Below are 18,734 nucleotides of genomic sequence, written 5' to 3' on the forward strand. Positions count from 1 at the left end.
TTGTGTTGAAAAAAATAGTCGTCTTGTTGTCCCTTTTTGTTCTTTTGGCCGCTGGAATCCAGCAAACAAAAACGGAGGCAGCCGCTGCAGGCGATCAGGCGACGTGGCTGTGGAATCCGTGGATGATTGTCAATGATGAAGCAGGAACACTTGCTTTTTTAGAAATCAAACAGCTGAATAAAGTATACGTACAAATTGACCGTGACATTCCTGCAGGCGTGTACCGCAGTTTTATTCAAAAAGCGGCTGCAAAAGGCATGCGCATTTATGCACTGGATGGAGCACCGTCTTGGGTAGCACCGAAAGGATATACGAGCCAAAATCAGTTGATGAACTGGCTTGGGCAATATCAAAGCGGATCAACCGCTGATCAAAAATTTGCGGGCGTTCATCTAGATGTGGAACCATATCTTTACAGCGGCTGGACATCCAACCAGGTTGGAACGATTAAATCATACCAGGCACTACTACAGCGTGCGAAAACGAGCACTGCATCCTTGAAGCTTCCACTTGAAGTGGACATGCCGTTTTGGTTTGATGAAGTTCGCTACAAAAACACATATGGAGCCGGCATGCTGGCAGAGTGGGTTGTTGCAAATATAAACAGTGTAACAATTATGGCTTACCGCGATGATGCATCATCTATTATTGATGTTGTCAAAAATGAGATTGCGATGGCTCGAAAATATGGAAAAGCAATTGTGGTCGGCGTAGAAACAGGAGAAACAACCGAAGGCGACAACATCTCCTTTTTTGAAGAAGGAGATGCTTTTATGCAGCAGGAGCTGACAAAAGTACAGTCTTACTATACAAATACACCAGGGTTCAATGGAACAGCTGTTCACCATGTGGGAAGCTGGATGACGATGAATCCGTGAGATAAAAAAAGATCCGTCTTTTAAAAGACGGATCTTTTTTTTATTTGTAAAAGTTCTTGTTTATGGAGTTACTTGGATTTTTGGTTAAAAAGCGAAGGCTGAAGTTTAGAAGCACTAAATTTCTTTTTATTTTACTAAAAATTATTTTGACTTTTACTAAAAACTAATTAAAATAAAAGAAAAAGGAGGCGCTTTCATGAGGATCGAGGAAATGGGACAACAATTTGCAGACATTTTTAGCAAACCAGCTGAACGAGTCTTTTTCGCACCCGGGCGTATTAACTTGATTGGAGAACATACGGATTATAATGGCGGGCACGTATTTCCCCTTGCGATTACATTCGGGACGTATGCTCTCGCAGCCAAAAGGGAAGACCGCAGACTTCGCTTTTATTCTGCTAATTTTAGTGAACGGGGAATTGTAGAAGGGTCGCTTGATGAGCTTGACTATAAGGAAGAGGACGGATGGACCAATTACCCGAAAGGCATGACAAAGCTGATGCAGGAAGCAGGCTGTGCAATCAACACCGGATATGATGTTCTTTTTTATGGCAATATTCCGAATGGAGCCGGCCTTTCTTCTTCAGCCTCCATTGAAATGGCAACGGGTGTCATGCTAGAAGGACTGTTTAGCTTGAATATAGATCGAATCGAAATGGTCAAAATCGGCCAGAGGGTTGAAAATCATTACATTGGTGTCAACAGCGGGATTATGGATCAATTTGTGATTGGAATGGGGAAAACAGGGGCAGCGATCTGGCTTGATTGTGAAACGCTTCATTATGAGTACGCGCCAATCGAGCTTCCGAATGCAAGCATTGTTATAATGAATACGAACAAGCGCCGTGAGCTTGCTTCGTCTAAATACAATGAGCGGCGCAGTGAATGTGAGGAAGCGTTAAGGCGGCTTCAAAAACGAATGGATGTAAAGTCGCTTGGCGAGCTGACACCGGACCGGTTTGAGCAGAACAAAGCAGTCATTAGTGATGCTGTTTTAGAAAAACGTGCCCGTCACGCGGTTTATGAAAATGCGCGGACGATTGAGGCGCTGAACAAACTCAAAGAAGGAAACGTGGAAGCGGTGGGCCGGCTTATGAACCAATCGCATGCTTCGCTCGAACAAGATTACGAGGTAACAGGAAAAGAGCTTGATACGCTCGTGCACACAGCGTGGAAGCAGCCCGGCGTAATCGGTGCGCGCATGACAGGCGCCGGATTTGGCGGCTGTGCTATTGCGATTGTGAACAATGAAAACATCGAATCATTTGTTAGTGAAGTTGGAAAGCGGTATGAGGAGGAATGCGGCATTCGTGCGGAATTCTACATGGCTCATATCGGCGGCGGTGCGCGCGAACTAGTGAAGGAGGAAATAGGATGAGTATAGCTGTAATAGGTGGAGCAGGGTATGTAGGATCCCATGCGGTACGGGCTCTCTTGGCGCAAAAGCGGGATGTTGTGGTAATTGATAGTCTTGAAACAGGTCATGCGGCTTCCGTGCCGGACGGTGTTTCCTTTCATATTGGAGACATTCGGGATCGTCAATTTTTAAATGATGTATTCGAGAAAGAACAGGTTGAGCAGGTCGTTCATTTTGCTGCGAATTCACTTGTAGGGGAGTCAATGGAAAATCCGCTAAAGTATTATGATAATAATGTATTTGGCACGCAGGTGCTGCTTGAAACGATGACAAAGTACGGAGTGAAGCATATTGTTTTTTCTTCTTCCGCTGCTACATATGGAGAACAAAAAGAAATGCCCATCACGGAAAAAGCGCCGAATGATCCAACAAGCGCATACGGGGAAACAAAGCTGGCGATGGAACGGATGATGAAGTGGTGTGATGCAGCACATGGCATCAAGTTTGTTTCACTGCGATATTTTAACGTGGCCGGCGCGAGCGAATCGGGTGTGATTGGGGAAGACCATAATCCGGAAACACACTTGATTCCGGTCGTCCTGCAGGTAGCCAATGGGCAGCGGGAACATATCACGATTTTTGGACAGGATTACCCAACAGAAGACGGCACGTGTATTCGGGATTATATCCATGTGGAAGATTTAGTGGACGCGCATGTTTTAGCGCTTGATTACTTGAAAGAGGGCGGCGAGAGCAACATTTTTAACCTAGGCTCCAATCAAGGGTTTTCCGTGAAAGAAATTGTGGAAGCAGCACGTGCGGTAACCGGGCATCCTATCCCTTTGGTCATCGGCGAAAAGCGTGCGGGGGATCCGGCTGTTTTAATCGCTTCTTCCGAAAAAGCGCGGACGATACTCGGCTGGTCGCCGTCTCGGACAGATATTTCAACAATTATCCGTGACGCCTGGAATTGGCATGAGCATCATCCACATGGCTACAAAGGAGCGGCTCGTTTATGATTTTTGCTTATGTGGAGGAGCTTATCCGAAAAGCCTGGCAGGCGGGGCTGATTGAAAAGCGCGATCAGGTGTATGCAAGAAACCGGCTGCTCGCTCTGCTCAAGCAAAACGATTTTATTAAGCCGGAGGAAAACGTATCGGCACTGACCATTCCAGAGCTTGTAGAACGGCTGACAGAAGAAGCTGAAGCGAAGGGGATCGTGCCGCCGTTCCTAGAAGATAAAGAGATATTTGCAGCGGATCTTATGAATATTTTTGTATCCAAGCCATCGCAACTCGCCCATTCTTTTTGGGAACATTATTCGGATGACCCGCAGCAGGCAACGGACTTTTTCTACAGCTTGAGCGAGGCGTCCAATTACATCCAGACAAAACGGATTGCCAAAAATATTTCGTATAAAACGGAAACGGACTACGGGGAACTGGATATTACGATTAATCTATCGAAGCCGGAAAAGGATCCAGCTGAAATTGCCCGGGCGAAACTGCGTCCGGGGCCGGAAACGCCCTATCCAAAGTGTCTTTTATGCGTGGAAAACGAGGGATACGAAGGGCATACAAACCATCCAGCCCGCGCCAATCACCGGATTGTACCGGTAACGCTTGGCAGCGAGGAATGGTTTCTTCAATACTCTCCATATGTGTACTACAATGAGCACTGTATTTTGCTTTCAGGAGAGCATCGCGATATGAAGATTGACCGGGCCGGGTTTGACCGCCTGCTCGATTTTGTCCATCAATTTCCGCACTATTTTGCCGGGTCTAACGCTGACCTGCCGATTGTTGGCGGCTCGATTTTAACACACGACCATTACCAGGGCGGACGTTATGAATTCGCCATGGCAAAAGCAAAAGAGGAATACGTTTTTTCAATGAAACAGTTTCCGTCCATACAAGGAGCCACACTATATTGGCCGATGTCTGTGATCCGGCTGAAAAGCGGAGACCGCAGCGAGCTGGCAGCGGCAGCTGAATATGTACTCTCCACATGGAAAGCATATGATGATGAAGCGTGCGGCATTCGGTCATGTACGGGGGACACTCCTCACAATACGATTACACCTATCGCGCGAAAACGCAGCGCCTTCTTCGAGCTCGACCTCGTGCTGCGCAATAACCGAACGACGGAAGAGCATCCGATGGGCTTGTTTCACCCGCATGCCGACATTCACCATATTAAGCGTGAAAATATCGGACTCATTGAAGTGATGGGGCTTGCTGTGCTGCCGGCACGCTTAAAAGAGGATTTAGCCCAAGTCGCCGCGTTCGTGGCCGGCGGGTCAGAACAGGTTAAAAGTGAACACCGTGACTGGGCGAAGGAGCTCCGGTTAACGTATGACAGCCGGGTTGACGCTGAAGAATTTGTTCGTCAGGCGGTTGCGGCTAAATTTTTACGTGGCCTGGAAGACTGCGGGGTATTTAAGCAGACAAAAGAAGGGAAGGACGGGTTCAGCCGTTTCTTGAACCGACTTTAACCGATTGGAATGAAAAAAATGGCTACCATTAAAGATATTGCTGCACGGGCGGGTGTGTCGATTGCGACTGTTTCGCGTGTACTCAACTATGATCCGCACCTGTCTGTCAGCGCAGAAACAAAACAAAAAATTTTTGAAGCCGCCGAACAGCTTGATTACAAAAAGCGGCGTGTTTCAAAAAGAACCCCTCAAACGACGGCAGCGCTCGTTCACTGGTATACCGAGGAAGAAGAGCTGAATGACTTGTACTACAGGTCGATTCGTCTCGGCATTGAGAACAGCTGCCTTGAATCTGGTCTTCAGTTGCAAAAGGTGCTGTACAATGAGCTGGAGCAGCTGGACCGGGAGGAAATCGAAGGCATTATCGCAGTCGGTAAATACAGCAGCGCCCAGGTTGAGCGGCTGAGCGAGTGGTCAAGCCGAATCGTCTTTGTTGATTTTTCACCCGAAGACGAAGTGTTCGACAGCGTCATTACCGATTTCTCGCGTGTAACCGAAAAAGCGCTCACTCACCTTTGGGAGCAGGGCATCCGCCGTATCGGTTATATTGGCGGCCGGGAGCAGTTTGAAGACAAATCTGGTATGATCACGGACATGCGTGAGCAGACTTACCGTGCCTTCCTGCAGGAGAAAGGCGCTTTTGCTGAAGAAGGTATGCTGATTGGAACATACAGCGCGGATGACGGATACCGGCTGATGAAAAACTGTATTGAACAGCGCGGCGAAAACCTGTCGGAAGCCTTTTTTGCGGCAAGCGATACGCTCGCGATCGGGGCACTGCGGGCGCTGCACGAAGCACACATTCAAGTTCCGGAGCGCGTCAGCTTAGTCGGCGTGAATGACATTAGCGTATCGAAATATATGTATCCGCCGCTTACGACTGTGAAGGTGCATACAGAATGGATGGGAAAAATCGCTGTAGAGCTTTTGCTGGAGCAGCTGAACGCAAAGCGTATTTCTAAAAAAGTCGTGCTGCCGTCAGAATTGATTGTGCGGGGCACAACAAAGTGAAAAACTCCACCATCTCATGATGGTGGAGTTTTTTCATTCGGCGAGCTTGTCCGCAAAAGCTTTTACATAAGGCGGAAGATCCGGCGGACGGCGGCTTGATACGATATGGCCGTCAACTGTAACCGGCTCGTCGTACCATACAGCACCCGCATTGGTCATGTCATCTTTAATGCCAGGTGTACTTGTCACATGTTTCCCCTGCAGGATGTTAGCTGAAATCAATACCCAGCCAGCATGGCAAATTTGCCCGATCGGCTTTTGAGCTGCATCCATCGAACGGACAAATTCAAGTACTTCTGGATACCGGCGCAGCTTATCCGGTGCCCAGCCGCCCGGCACTAAAATGGCGTCGTACTCATCTGCATGAATATCTCCAAAAGCATAATCGGCTTCCGCCGGCACGCCGTATTTTCCAGTGTATGTTTTTCCTGCTTCCTTACCGACGAGGTGTACAGTCGCTCCTTCTTCCCGAAGCCGCAGAATCGGATACCAAAGCTCTAAATCTTCAAATTCTTCTTCTACAAGCGCGATGACTTTTTTGTTTTCCAGCCGCATCAAAACGCCTCCTTTTTTCTTTAGTGTAACAGAGGAATGGCGTGGGTAAAAATGAAAGCATCTATCTATCTTTGTCCATGGGAATTAAAAATCAGAAAGTCCGATAATGGCAGGAAAAAATAGCGGGCAGCTTTTGTTAGAGTCCGAGAGCAGAGTTTATATTGATAACCGGTTCTTTTTCGAAAATAAAAAACAGCCAAATAACATTGGCTGTCTTTTATTGGACAACTTCACTGCCGGTTAATTCGATATGACCTTCACCCCAGGCACACATTGCATCTAAAATAGGACGGAGCGACCAGCCATAGTCTGTTAAGGAATAAACGACCTTTGGCGGAACCTGATCAAAAACAGTCCGGTTCACAACCCCGTCTGCTTCAAGCTCGCGCAGCTGCTGCGTGAGCATTTTTTGCGTGATATTCGGCATTAACTTTTTAAGTTCGCTTGTACGTTTTTCCCCTTTGATCAAATGGCACATAATGACCACTTTCCACTTTCCGCCGATTACATCAAGTGTTGCTTCTACCGGAATATTGTAAGCCATGTGCTTTCCTCCTTTATATAGGCACTTTTAAGTACCTACATTACTTTAAAGTGCGTACTTTTCTTTTGAATTGAGTGCACCCATAATAACATACACAGGAACGAAACAAAAGATCTTAAAAGATGGTAGATACTTAAACGTTCCTACAGGATAAAAAAGTGCGTACCTTTTATTTTGATAGCTGCTATGCAAAATGGACGTACAGGGAAAACGGCTGGGCCCGCCGTTTTTAATAAAAGGAGGAAAAAAAGATGAGTCACACTGTTCAAGCGGCTGTTAAAGAGGAAGCCGCTTCAACAAACAGTCGATTTGCTTTATGGGCATTAGCCGTTAGTGCCTTTGGAATTGGAACTACTGAATTTGTTCCGGTCGGACTTTTGGCCTCTATTGCGGAAGATTTAAACATCGGAATTACGCTCGCAGGATTACTCGTTTCTGGTTATGCGGCCGGCGTAGCGATTGGCGCCCCGGTACTGACCGCTTTAACAAATCGATTAAACCGAAAAACGCTGCTTATATCTTTAATGGTGCTATTTATTACAGGTAATGTAGTGGCTGCCTTGTCCCAGTCATTTGAATTGCTGCTTGCAGCACGGTTTATTACGGCTTTTTCGCATGGTGTTTTTTTCTCGATTGGGTCAACGATTGCGGTTCAGCTCGTACCGCCACATAAAAAAGCGAGTGCCATTGCTCTCATGTTTACTGGTTTAACCGTTGCAACTGTAACAGGCGTTCCGCTTGGTACATTTATTGGGCAGTCGTTCGGCTGGCGCGCCACATTTTGGGGAGTGGCTTTGCTTGGTGTGATTGCCGTTGCCGCAAGTGCGCTGCTGATTCCGAAAAATTTAAAGCAGCCACAACCGGCAAAATTTGGGGATATGCTGCGGCTTGTTACTAATAAACGAATTTTGCTCGGCCTGGCGATTACGGCTCTTGGATACGGAGGGACATTTGTAGCTTTTACGTATTTAACACCGATTTTACAAGATGTGACGGGTTTGAAGCCCGGTCTGGTCAGCATCGTTCTGCTCGTATACGGAGCAGCTGTAGCGGTTGGAAATGCCGCCGGCGGACGTTTGGCCAATCATCATCCTATTAAAGCGTTGTTCTGGATGTTTCTTGCGCAGGCCGCTATTCTTGTGGCTCTGTCCTTTATGATTCCATTTAAAGCGGCCGGCTTGATCGGTGTTGTTTTGACGGGGCTGCTTGCATTTATGAATGTACCAGGCCTGCAGCTGTTTGTTGTCCAGCTTGCGGAAAAATATGTTCCATCCGCAGTAGATGTGGCTTCTGCCCTGAATATTGCCGCTTTTAATATCGGTATTGCGGCCGGCGCGACAATAGGCGGCTTTGTCGTGGATTCGATCGGATTGGTCCATACCCCATGGATAGGCGGCGTAATGGTGATGCTCGCCGTTTTGTTAACCGCGGTTTCATTAAAACTTGAGAAATCGTAACGTGAATGAAAATGATGAAAAGAAACGAAGAAAAGAAAAAAGACGGAGGAGAAAATAAATGAATAAACAAAGTACCTTTCAATTAAACCATGGAGAAAAACCGATGCCCTGGCTGGGCCTGGGTGTTTTTCAAGTAGAAGATGGAGAAGCCGTTGCAGCTTCTGTAGAGGAAGCCATTGTGCAAGGATATCGCCACATTGACACGGCGGCTGTTTATGAAAATGAAGAGGGAGTTGGAGAGGGAATCCGGCGTGGAATGGAACGTGCCGGCATTACCCGCGATGAGCTGTTTATTACCTCCAAGCTGTGGAATGCTGACCAGGGATATGAACGCGCGCTGGAGGCTTACCGGGAAAGTACAGCACACTTAGGGCTTGATCAGCTTGATTTGTACTTGATTCATTGGCCGGTTGAAAATAAATTTACAGAGAGCTGGCGGGCGCTTGAAGACTTGTATAAGAAAGGAAAAATCGGCGCCATCGGGGTCAGCAATTTCCAGGTTCATCATTTAGAAACATTGCTTCAAACAGCGGAGATTGTTCCGGCCATTAACCAGGTGGAACGCCATCCCCGGCTTGTGCAAACAGAATTATACAAATACCTGACAGAGAAAAACATTCATCCTGTAGCATGGGCACCGCTGGCACAGGGAGGCATTTTCAATGAACCCGTTTTAGTGGAAATGGCCGAAAGCCTGGGGAAAACGGTGGCGCAAGTTGTCCTTAAATGGCATTTGCAAACAGGATGGGCTGTGATTCCAAAGTCTGTTAAAAAGCATCGCATTGATGAAAATGCGGACTTGTATGACTTTGAACTGAATGGGGAGCAAGTGAAGATGATTAACGAAATGGACCAGCATCGCCGGGTGGGGCCGGACCCTGATAACTTTGATTTTTAAATGAACATCATACTAAAAAGCACCAGCCTGAAATGTACTCAGGCTGGTGCTTTTTTATCTGTATACTTTCTCTAAATCATGAAGCTTTCTGTCTAATATAAAATTGCCAAATGGAATAAACGCGACAATGACCGACAGAATAGGCCAGATCAGATTCCAGCGTGTTTTCAATGTTACATAAGCAATAATGACACAGTATGTAATAAACAGGGCGCCGTGGATAGAGCCGACGATACGAACGGCTTCCGGGATACCAAGCCAATATTTCATCGGCATGGCAATAAACAGGAGAATGAGCAGCGAAATGCCTTCAAAATAGCCTGCGAGCCGCAGTTTGCCAACAGATGTTTTTAACATAAAAGCCTCCTAATCTGAAGAAGATTGTTTCTTTAAAGATAACGGATACATCCTTAAATTTCATCTCTTTTTATAGATGTTCATCATATTGTCGTCTTTCCAATAAAAATAGAAGTGGAAAAGATGGAGATTGTTGAAGAAGAAAAAGTAGTGTATCCTTTTAATTAATAATGAGAATCATTATTAATTAAAAGGAGGGTCATCATGCCTCAACGTGATCTGTATGATGTGACAATTATTGGCGGAGGTCCGGCTGGGTTATACGCGGCTTTTTACAGCGGTTTAAGAGGAATGAAAACGAAAATTATTGAATATCAGCCGAAGCTGGGCGGAAAAATTCATGTGTATCCTGAAAAACTGATTTGGGACATTGGCGGCTTGACTCCTATTACCGGTGAACAGCTGATTGGGCAGTTAACGGAGCAGGCGATGACATTTGATCCGAAAGTGATCTTAAATGAAAAAGTGGAGAGCATACACAAAACGGATGACGGCTTCTTTGAGCTTACTGCTGCATCGGGAACCGTCCACTTTTCCAAAACGGTGATTGCCGCCGTTGGCAGCGGTATATTAAACCCGCAAAAGCTGCCGATCGAAGGAGCGGAGCGGTTTGAAGTCACCAATCTGCATTATGTGGTGCAGTCATTGAAAAAGTTTAAGGGGAAAACAGTAGTGGTATCAGGAGGGGGCAATTCAGCTGTCGACTGGGCAAACGAGCTGGCTGCGGTTGCAGAAAAAGTCTATGTCGTGTACAGGGGCAGTTCCTTAAAAGGACACGAAGCGCAGGTTCAGCAGCTGATCGACAGTTCAGCCATCTGCTTGATGAATGAATCGATTACGAAGCTAATAGCTGCACCTGATGGAAGCCGAATTGGCGAAGTGGAGCTGACCAACAGTGTCACGATGGCGAAGACCATTTTAGCGGCAGATGAAGTGGTCATTAATCATGGCTTTGACCGGGATGCTTCTCTTTTGCAAAACAGTACCTTAAATGTCGAGCTCAAAGATGATTTTTATGTAGCGAGCCAGCCATCAGGCGAATCTTCTGTACCGGGTTTTTTCGCAGCAGGTGATGTGCTCAAGCATGAAGGCAAGCTGCATTTAATTGCCGGCGCTTTTCAAGATGCCGCCAACGCGGTAAACAGAGCCAAGCAATTTATTGATCCAGCTTCAAGAAGCAGTGCTATGGTTTCGTCCCATAATGACGTATTTAAAGAAAGAAATAAACAAATCGTGCAGGCGATGATTCAATAAATAGAAAAACCAGCTTTTTTTAGCTGGTTTCAGGCTGTTGACAAACGCCCGCTTTCGGTGTCACTTGCCGTCTGCGAATGCTCATGACCCGAAAAAGGTCACTCCGCTTCCCAGCCAGCGGCGTTCCTGGAAAGACAGACGTTTTCAATCAGCCTGCTTTCTTACTTTGTTTACATTCTCAAACCAGCTTTTTTTAGCTGGTTTTTATTTTTCTCTTAAAAAGGCTCCCACGTTAGATTTTTCGCTTCGGCGAACCGATGCTCAACTTCTTTCCAATTGACCACTTTCCACCAGGCATCTACATATTTCGCGCGTTCATTTTTGTATTGCAGGTAATAAGCATGCTCCCACACATCGAGTGGAAGCAGCGGCACTACATCCCACTGGCTCAGGTTTTGGTGCTTTTCAGCCGTTAAAATCTCGAGGCGGCGGGAGCGCGGGGACCAGACGAGAATGGCCCAGCCGACACCTTCCACGTTTTTCGCCGCTTCTGAGAAGTGTCTCTTAAATCCATCAAAACTCCCAAAAGAGTTTGTTATAGCCTGATTCAGCTCTCCTGCCGGGAGGCCGCCGCCGCCCGGGGTCATTACTGCCCAAAAAATCGTGTGCAAATAGTGGCCGGCACCGTGGAAGGCAGCTTCCCGCTCCCAATGTTTAATCAAGCTGAAATCGCCGCTCCGGCGTGCTTTTTGCATTTCTTTTTCGGCTTTGTTCAGCCCGTCTACATAGCTTTGGTGATGCTTATCGTGGTGCAGCTTCATAATTTCCTCAGAAATCACCGGCTCTAGGGCATTGTAGGCGTAAGGAAGTGGAGGCAGGCGGTGCCCGCCGATCGGCACAGGCTGCTTCGGCTTCCATTCCTTTTTTTCCTGTTTGGCAGGGGATGGCTGCTGCAGTAAGCGGGGAAGCTGATTGTATAAAGCAGCAGCCTGGCTGCTTAGAGAGAGTGGGTCAACCGGATGATCTTCTTCTGCATTCTTTTTTAAGGAAAGGAAAGCTGCTTCCCACTGATCTAGTGCTTTTTTATCAGCTGCTACCGCTTTTTCCCGGATAGATTTCCATTGCTGCTCTACATGCTTGCACCAATTTAGCAAAGTTGCACGATACGCTTTTTCATGTAAAAACACTGCCTTACCTCCTTCATTTGCCTGTTAACAGGGTATGAATAGGAGGAGGGCAGTGTTCACGTAACAGCCGTTCTTTACTTGTATCTGGTCTTCATGAGACGCATAGAGTTTAACACGACGATTAAAGTGGAGCCGACGTCAGCAAATACAGCCATCCAAAGTGTAAGCCAGCCCGGAACGATCAGCAGCAGAGCCAGCAGTTTCAAGCCGAATGCAAAAGCGATGTTTTGCTTAATAACCTGGAGCGTTTTACGGCTGAGTGCAACCGTATAAGGGAGCTTCTCTAAATCATCCGCCATTAAAGCTACATCCGCTGTTTCAAGTGCTGTGTCCGTTCCAGCGCCGCCCATCGCAATGCCAACTGAGGCACTGGCAAGAGCAGGAGCATCGTTAATGCCATCGCCCACCATCGCCACATGGCCGTACTGGGAACGAAGAGACTTAATGGCATCGAGCTTGTTCTCGGGCATTAATTCCGCCTGCACATCGGTTAAGCCAAGCTTTCTGCCGATGGAAGCCGCCGCTGCATGGTTATCACCTGTCAGCATCACCGTTTTTTGAATGCCCAGCTTAGCGAGTTTTTCTAAAACCGTCAGGCTGCTTTTCCGAACCTGGTCAGCTGCGGCAATATAGCCTTTTATTTCTTCATCCGTTCCAACCAGCATTACCGTCTTTCCTTCCGCCTGCAGTGCCGAGATCGCTTCCCGGACTTTTTCCGTTACAGCAGGCCCATCTTCAAAAAGAGCCGGGCTGCCAATGTAATAAACGGTCCCGTTTAAAGAAGCTTTCGCACCTTTACCGGTAAGAGATTGAAAATCATGGGCTTCAAGCAGCGATACTTTTTCAGCAGCCGCTTTGCGTAAAACAGCGGACGCAAGGGGGTGCTGGGAAAACGTTTCAAGAGAAGCAGCGACGGATAAAACCTCCTGCACGCTCATGTCGGAAACAGAAGCAATATCGGTTACCTCGGGCTTTCCCTCGGTTAATGTGCCGGTTTTATCAAAAGCGACTACTTTTAAACGTCCCGTTTCTTCCAGGTGAATGCCGCCTTTGATCAAAACACCGTTTTTCGCTGCATTCCCAATTGCTGTGACAATGGCAACCGGTGTGGAAATCACCAGTGCACACGGACATCCCACGACAAGAACCGCAAGACCGCGGTAAATCCATTCCTGCCAGTCGCCCCCCGTAAACAAAGGAGGCAGGACAGCGACCAGGAAAGCAATGGCCATAATGGCCGGCGTGTAGTACTTGGCAAAACGGTCGACGAACGCCTGAGAAGGAGCGCGTTCAGCCTGGGCTTCCTCGACCAAATGGATAATTTTGGCGATCGTTGTATCTTCGGCAAGCTTTGTGACCCGTACTTCTAAAAATCCTTCCTCATTGAGGGAGCCGGCAAACACTTCATCGCCTTCTTCCTTGGATACCGGAATGGATTCACCGGTAATCGCCGCCTGGTTAATGGATGAACGGCCGCGAATGACCTCGCCGTCCATGGCAACCTTTTGTCCGGGTTTCACGATCATAATATCTCCGATTTGAATATCTTCAACCGCCACTTCAAACTCACTGCCGCCCCGTTTAATCAGCGCGGTATCTGGTGCAATATCCATAAGAGAGCGGATAGACTGGCGGGCTTTGTCCATTGAGTATCCTTCCAGCGCTTCACTTAGGGCAAAAAGAAATACAACAATAGCGCCTTCCCCCCACTCGCCAATAATTGCTGCCCCAATAATAGCAACGGTCATTAATGTTTTCATATCGAATTCAAAGCGGATTAAATTGTTTAAGCCGACTTTGAATAAATCGAAGCCGCCGATTAAGATGGAAAGCGCAAAAAGAGTAATGGTTACGATACTGCTTTCGCCGGCGGAAAAAGTAGAAATATAACCGAAGAGCAAAAAGAACAGCGAAACGATCGTATTTTTATTTTCACGCTTTTGCCAGAATGGAACTCTTTCTTCCTTGACCTTTTCGCGCTCGGGATATACTTTGATTCCATCAAACGCACCGGCGGCTTCAAGCTGTTCAACAGACGCATCGCCGATGATCGCCACTTTCGATGCGCCAAAATTCAGCTGGACATCTTCTACTGTTTCGATATCACGGATGTTTTTTTCAAACTTGGCCGCACAGTTGGTGCAGGACAATCCCTGAAGCCGGTAAACATGTTTCCTTTCCTCACTCATTTTCCTCAGTCCTCTCTGGAATGCTCAAGGGCAATGCTGACAAGCTGATGGACGTGGTCGTCTTTAACAGAGTAATACACCATTTTTCCTTCTTTCCGATACTTGGCGAGTCCCATGTTGCGAAGCAGGCGTAAGTGGTGGGAGGCGGTAGCGGTAGTAGAGCCAATAATTTGCGCCACATCGCAGACACACAGCTCTTCTTCGAGCGTCAGCGCGTATACGATTTTTAAGCGGGTGGCATCAGACAAAGCTTTAAACAGCAGCTCTACACCGGTTACTTCATCTATTTTCGGCTGGACCCGGCTGACGACTTCTCCATTGAAACAACTTGTTTCACAGGCATCATTTAGGGACTTTACGGTTGTTTTCTGGGTCATTTCAGCACCTCATTCAAATATTTGTTTGATTGTATATTTTTAGTGTATGCTGGAGGTGAAAAAAAGTCAATTTTACATTCAAATAAATGTTTGAATGTAAAAAAAGACGGAACCAATCAAGAGAAAGTGTGAGAAAACTGCTGTATACATGGATGATGTTTTTATTAGCAGGAGCAGCTGAAATTGGCGGGGGCTACTTGATTTGGCTCTGGCTGAGAGAAGGAAAGCCGTTCACATGGGGAATCATTGGCGGTGTGGCTCTTGTGCTGTACGGCATAATTGCCACCTTTCAAACCTTTCCATCATTCGGGCGCGTGTATGCGGCATATGGCGGCGTATTTATCGTGTTATCCGTTTTGTGGGGGTGGGGTGTCGATAAAAAAACGCCGGATGTATATGACTGGATCGGTGCCGCTATCTGCCTTGCGGGTGTTGCCATTATGCTGTGGGCACCGCGTTCGTAGCATAAGGAAACAAAAGCCGGAGAGGTATATCTTCTCCGGCTTTTGTACAAATAATCATATCAGACTGCCATCTTCCGGCATGCTTCTGCACATGTAAAACATGCCTGTGCACATGCCTGGCAGTGGTTGTGATCGTGCTTTTGGCATTCGTTTCCGCACGCTTCACAAACATCTGCGCAAAGCGCGCAAATTTGAGCCATAAACGGGCTGTTTCGCTGCATCGACTGCACGGCCAATGCACAAAGATCTGCACATTCGCGGTCCAGTCGAATGCAGACGCCATCATTTTCACGTCGTCTTCCTGCAGGCACTGGTTAAAGCAGTGATTACAGGATTCTAAACACTCCAGGCAGGTCTGAATACAATTATGTACATTCTGATTCATCGTTTTTCCTCCTCTTTTTGAATGGCTCCAGCAATACTCTAACCGTCCTTTTTTTCTTTAAACACAAACACAAACACAAACTTTATTCATTGTGCTTTTTTTGCTGCTTCCTTTTCCGGATATAAGGCTGGTGAAAGAAATAACAAAAAATAATGAAGCAAAACAGTTTGCATACAGTAGGGGGGTATGGTAAGTTAAAGGTAAGGAGGCGGGAGAAATGGAAGAAATCGAAGCTCATGCCTGTGACAATGTATCTGAACGGAAAAGCCACCATTCTGAGGCGGTAAAGAAAAATTTAATTACAAGACTGAACCGGATCGAAGGCCAAATCCGCGGCATTAAAGGGCTCGTTGAAAAAGATGTGTATTGTGATGATATTATTACCCAAATTTCCGCTACGCAATCAGCGCTGAACAGCGCAGCAAAAGTTTTGCTTGAAGGCCATTTGAAAAGCTGTGTAGTCGAACGGATTCAAGAAGGCGATGAAGAAATTGTAGAAGAGCTTCTTGTGACGATTGGGCGGTTAATGAAAAAATAACGAAACGGAGCGATTAATATGGAACAAACAACATTAAATGTACAGGGCATGTCATGCGGGCATTGTGTAAAAGCGGTAGAAGGAAGCGTTGGTAAACTGGAAGGTGTCGAGTCTGTTGCTGTTTCTTTAGAAAACAGCCAAGTAGACGTGAAGTACGATGGAGCGAAAGTGACAATTGATGAGATCAAAGAAGCAATCGACGACCAGGGATATGACGTCGTTTAAAAAAGCGCGTGCTGACTTCCATCAGCACGTTCTCTTCGGTAAAAAATATACCCCATATAGGTATGAGGAGGAAAAGGAATGAGTGCCTCACCAAAAGAAACAAACATGCAGATTTCAGGGATGACCTGTGCCGCCTGCGCCACCCGGATTGAAAAAGGGCTCAATAAACTGGATGGTGTTGAGCAGGCAACGGTGAATCTAGCGCTGGAAAAATCGACCGTTCGATATGATCCGTCCAAAATAACCGAAGCTGATCTGCAGAAAAAAGTTCATGATCTCGGTTATGAGGTTGTCTCAGAAAAAGATGAATTTTCTATTACAGGGATGACCTGTGCCGCCTGCGCCACCCGAATTGAAAAAGGATTAAACAAGCTGGACGGCATTCATAATGCGGCTGTTAACCTCGCCCTTGAGCGTGCAGCCGTTCAATACAACCCGTCCGTTTTATCACCGGCGGATATTATTAAAAAAGTGGATTCACTCGGTTACGGTGCCGTGTTAAAAGAAGAAAGCGACAAAGAATCCGTTGATTACCGGCAAAGAGAAATTAAAAAGCAGACAACAAAGTTTGTTGTTTCCGCTCTTTTATCTCTGCCGCTTTTATGGGCAATGGCCGGGCACTTTGGTTTTACATCGAATCTTTACGTTCCAGCACTTTTCATGAATCCGTGGTTTCAGCTTGTTCTTGCCACGCCGGTGCAATTTATTATTGGCAGCCAGTTTTATATTGGGGCATACAAAGCTCTGAAAAACAAAAGTGCCAATATGGACGTTCTTGTGGCGCTTGGCACCTCGGCGGCATACTTTTACAGCTTGTATTTGTCGTTTGAGTCAATGGGACACAGTGGCCACGCACCAGAGCTTTATTATGAAACAAGTGCAATTTTAATTACGCTGATTCTGCTTGGGAAGTTGTTTGAAGCAAAAGCGAAAGGGCGTTCATCCGAGGCGATCAAAAAATTGATGAGCCTGCAGGCAAAAACAGCGATTATCGAACGCGGTGGAAATGAAATAGAAATACCGCTCGAACAAGTGATGACAGGTGACTTGATTCATGTCCGGCCTGGTGAAAAAGTACCAGTTGATGGCATTGTTACAGAGGGACAGTGCGCTGTCGATGAATCGATGCTGACGGGTGAGAGCCTGCCGGTCGATAAACGCAAAGGCGATGAAGTGATTGGCGCTACGGTCAACAAAAACGGCTTTTTAAAAATAAAAGCCACGAAGGTCGGACGGGACACCGCGCTTGCGCAAATTATCCGCACGGTCGAGCAGGCGCAGGGGTCAAAAGCGCCGATTCAGCGGCTTGCGGATCAAATTTCCGGTATTTTCGTTCCTATTGTCGTCGGCCTGGCTCTTTTAACGTTTCTTATTTGGTTCCTCCTTGTTGAACCGGGTAATTTTGCCCAGGCACTTGAGAAGCTGATTGCCGTGCTTGTGATTGCGTGCCCGTGTGCCCTTGGTCTGGCTACTCCAACATCCATCATGGCGGGTTCAGGACGGGCGGCAGAATACGGCATTCTCTTTAAAGGCGGCGAGCATTTAGAAACGGCGCACAAAATCGATACGATCGTGCTCGATAAAACGGGAACCGTTACAAACGGGACACCTGTTTTAACTGATGTGCTCCCATATGAAATAGAAGAAGCCGTTCTTCTTGCGCTGACAGGTGCGGCTGAGAAGCAGTCGGAGCACCCGCTTGCCCAGGCAATTGTAAAAGGTATTTTAGATAAAGGCATTACATTGAAACCGGGTGAGCAGTTTGAAGCGATTCCGGGCTTTGGCATTCGAGCTGTAGTGGAAGGAAGAGACGTGCTGGTTGGAACGCGCAAGCTGATGAATGAGAAAAACGTCAACATACAGGGCGCCGGAGAAAGTATGGCAGCTCTTGAGCGGGAAGGGAAAACCGCGATGCTTGTGGCTGTGGATGGACGATACGCGGGTATTATTGCGGTGGCAGACACCGTAAAAGAAACGTCAAAAGAAGCGGTACGCCGCTTAAAAGAAATGGGTCTTCATGTTGTGATGATGACAGGAGACAACGAGCAGACCGCGCAGGCGATTGCCCGTCAGGTTGGTATTGACTACGTTATTGCGGAAGTACTGCCAGAAGGCAAAGCGAACGAAGTAAAGAAGCTGCAGCAGGAGGGACGGCATGTTGCCATGGTTGGCGATGGCATTAATGATGCACCGGCGCTTGCCACAGCCGATATAGGCATGGCGATCGGCACCGGAACCGATGTGGCCATGGAAGCGGCCGATATTACCTTGATCCGCGGCGACTTGAACGGTATTGCGGATGCAATCCTGATGAGCAAAAAAACAATTCGGAATGTGAAGCAAAACCTGTTTTGGGCATTCGGCTATAATACGCTTGGGATTCCGGTCGCCGCACTTGGCTTTCTGGCTCCATGGCTTGCCGGCGCAGCAATGGCTTTTAGCTCGGTTTCAGTTGTCGTAAACGCTTTGCGTCTGCAAAAAGTAAAACTGTAAAAAAGAAAATTCAGTGATAGGTCTACGGCCGGAAAAAAGAAAATCCGGCCGTGCTGTAAGATTTTCCGGCCCTGATTTTTATTTTCTGGCTAAAAAAGTGTAAATGAAGAATGAAGTTAGAAAGCCGGCTC

The 18,734-nt window shown here is 47.0% G+C and carries 19 protein-coding genes; 12 read left to right on the forward strand and 7 right to left on the reverse strand.

Annotation, left to right across the window (positions count from 1 at the left end):
• Positions 1 to 2: 2 nt before the first annotated feature.
• From L2D08_RS15995 to L2D08_RS16015, 5 genes are all read left to right on the forward strand, one after another.
• Positions 3 to 878 (forward strand): amidase, encoded by an 876-nt coding sequence (locus tag L2D08_RS15995; RefSeq protein ID WP_242235147.1) that lies wholly within the window; start codon positions 3 to 5, stop codon positions 876 to 878.
• 196 nt (positions 879 to 1,074) lie between these two features.
• Positions 1,075 to 2,256, forward strand: coding sequence for a galactokinase (locus L2D08_RS16000; protein WP_242235149.1), 1,182 nt, complete (start codon positions 1,075 to 1,077; stop codon positions 2,254 to 2,256).
• Positions 2,253 to 3,254 carry a UDP-glucose 4-epimerase GalE gene (gene galE / locus L2D08_RS16005; RefSeq protein ID WP_242235151.1) on the forward strand — a complete coding sequence of 334 codons (1,002 nt, stop codon included), beginning with the start codon at positions 2,253 to 2,255 and terminating at the stop codon, positions 3,252 to 3,254. Before L2D08_RS16000 ends, galE begins: the two co-directional genes overlap by 4 nt.
• A complete protein-coding gene (gene galT, locus L2D08_RS16010) occupies positions 3,251 to 4,729 on the forward strand; it encodes a UDP-glucose--hexose-1-phosphate uridylyltransferase (protein ID WP_242235153.1) in 1,479 nt (492 codons plus the stop codon). Before galE ends, galT begins: the two co-directional genes overlap by 4 nt.
• Before the next feature lie 18 nt (positions 4,730 to 4,747).
• Positions 4,748 to 5,740 (forward strand): LacI family DNA-binding transcriptional regulator, encoded by a 993-nt coding sequence (locus L2D08_RS16015; protein WP_242235154.1) that lies wholly within the window; start codon positions 4,748 to 4,750, stop codon positions 5,738 to 5,740.
• A 33-nt stretch (positions 5,741 to 5,773) separates the two neighbouring features.
• On the opposite strand, the gene L2D08_RS16020 is transcribed toward L2D08_RS16015, so the two are convergent.
• Both L2D08_RS16020 and L2D08_RS16025 read right to left on the reverse strand, forming a co-directional pair.
• Positions 5,774 to 6,295 carry a type 1 glutamine amidotransferase domain-containing protein gene (locus L2D08_RS16020; protein ID WP_242235156.1) on the reverse strand — a complete coding sequence of 174 codons (522 nt, stop codon included), beginning with the start codon at positions 6,293 to 6,295 and terminating at the stop codon, positions 5,774 to 5,776.
• A gap of 217 nt (positions 6,296 to 6,512) precedes the next feature.
• Positions 6,513 to 6,839 carry a winged helix-turn-helix transcriptional regulator gene (locus L2D08_RS16025; protein ID WP_242235159.1) on the reverse strand — a complete coding sequence of 109 codons (327 nt, stop codon included), beginning with the start codon at positions 6,837 to 6,839 and terminating at the stop codon, positions 6,513 to 6,515.
• Between the two features lie 251 nt (positions 6,840 to 7,090).
• Here L2D08_RS16025 and L2D08_RS16030 point away from each other — a divergent pair, with 251 nt between their 5' ends.
• Together L2D08_RS16030 and L2D08_RS16035 are read left to right on the forward strand one after the other, a co-directional pair.
• A complete protein-coding gene (locus tag L2D08_RS16030) occupies positions 7,091 to 8,296 on the forward strand; it encodes an MFS transporter (protein ID WP_242235161.1) in 1,206 nt (401 codons plus the stop codon).
• A gap of 58 nt (positions 8,297 to 8,354) precedes the next feature.
• Positions 8,355 to 9,194 (forward strand): aldo/keto reductase, encoded by an 840-nt coding sequence (locus L2D08_RS16035; RefSeq protein ID WP_242235163.1) that lies wholly within the window; start codon positions 8,355 to 8,357, stop codon positions 9,192 to 9,194.
• A gap of 54 nt (positions 9,195 to 9,248) precedes the next feature.
• On the opposite strand, the gene L2D08_RS16040 is transcribed toward L2D08_RS16035, so the two are convergent.
• Positions 9,249 to 9,551: a DUF3817 domain-containing protein gene (locus tag L2D08_RS16040; RefSeq protein WP_242235166.1), complete on the reverse strand. Its 303-nt coding sequence runs from the start codon at positions 9,549 to 9,551 to the stop codon at positions 9,249 to 9,251.
• Between the two features lie 204 nt (positions 9,552 to 9,755).
• On the opposite strand from L2D08_RS16040, the gene L2D08_RS16045 reads away from it, so the two are divergent.
• Positions 9,756 to 10,805 (forward strand): NAD(P)/FAD-dependent oxidoreductase, encoded by a 1,050-nt coding sequence (locus tag L2D08_RS16045; protein WP_242235168.1) that lies wholly within the window; start codon positions 9,756 to 9,758, stop codon positions 10,803 to 10,805.
• A gap of 215 nt (positions 10,806 to 11,020) precedes the next feature.
• On the opposite strand, the gene L2D08_RS16050 is transcribed toward L2D08_RS16045, so the two are convergent.
• From L2D08_RS16050 to L2D08_RS16060, 3 genes are all read right to left on the reverse strand, one after another.
• On the reverse strand, positions 11,021 to 11,932 hold the full coding sequence (locus L2D08_RS16050) for a superoxide dismutase (protein WP_242235171.1): 912 nt from the start codon (positions 11,930 to 11,932) through the stop codon (positions 11,021 to 11,023).
• 74 nt (positions 11,933 to 12,006) lie between these two features.
• Entirely contained in the window at positions 12,007 to 14,121 is a 2,115-nt protein-coding gene (locus L2D08_RS16055; RefSeq protein ID WP_242235173.1) for a heavy metal translocating P-type ATPase, read from the reverse strand.
• Positions 14,122 to 14,126: 5 nt separating this feature from the next.
• Positions 14,127 to 14,498 carry an ArsR/SmtB family transcription factor gene (locus L2D08_RS16060; protein WP_242235175.1) on the reverse strand — a complete coding sequence of 124 codons (372 nt, stop codon included), beginning with the start codon at positions 14,496 to 14,498 and terminating at the stop codon, positions 14,127 to 14,129.
• 152 nt (positions 14,499 to 14,650) lie between these two features.
• Here L2D08_RS16060 and L2D08_RS16065 point away from each other — a divergent pair, with 152 nt between their 5' ends.
• On the forward strand, positions 14,651 to 14,962 hold the full coding sequence (locus L2D08_RS16065; protein WP_251272467.1) for a YnfA family protein: 312 nt from the start codon (positions 14,651 to 14,653) through the stop codon (positions 14,960 to 14,962).
• Here the strand turns inward: L2D08_RS16065 and L2D08_RS16070 are convergent.
• Positions 14,937 to 15,347: a four-helix bundle copper-binding protein gene (locus L2D08_RS16070; RefSeq protein ID WP_483863883.1), complete on the reverse strand. Its 411-nt coding sequence runs from the start codon at positions 15,345 to 15,347 to the stop codon at positions 14,937 to 14,939. The genes L2D08_RS16065 and L2D08_RS16070 overlap by 26 nt on opposite strands.
• Positions 15,348 to 15,564: 217 nt before the next feature.
• Between L2D08_RS16070 and L2D08_RS16075 the strand changes: the two genes are divergently transcribed.
• From L2D08_RS16075 to L2D08_RS16085, 3 genes are all read left to right on the forward strand, one after another.
• Positions 15,565 to 15,885: a metal-sensitive transcriptional regulator gene (locus tag L2D08_RS16075; RefSeq protein WP_242235177.1), complete on the forward strand. Its 321-nt coding sequence runs from the start codon at positions 15,565 to 15,567 to the stop codon at positions 15,883 to 15,885.
• Positions 15,886 to 15,903: 18 nt separating this feature from the next.
• Positions 15,904 to 16,110: a copper chaperone CopZ gene (gene copZ, locus L2D08_RS16080; RefSeq protein WP_242235179.1), complete on the forward strand. Its 207-nt coding sequence runs from the start codon at positions 15,904 to 15,906 to the stop codon at positions 16,108 to 16,110.
• Between the two features lie 78 nt (positions 16,111 to 16,188).
• Entirely contained in the window at positions 16,189 to 18,603 is a 2,415-nt protein-coding gene (locus L2D08_RS16085) for a heavy metal translocating P-type ATPase (protein WP_242235181.1), read from the forward strand.
• The last annotated feature ends 131 nt before the right edge of the window (positions 18,604 to 18,734 follow it).

This window comes from Domibacillus sp. PGB-M46, assembly GCF_022668875.1.
Taxonomy (GTDB): Bacteria; Bacillota; Bacilli; order Bacillales; family Domibacillaceae; genus Domibacillus.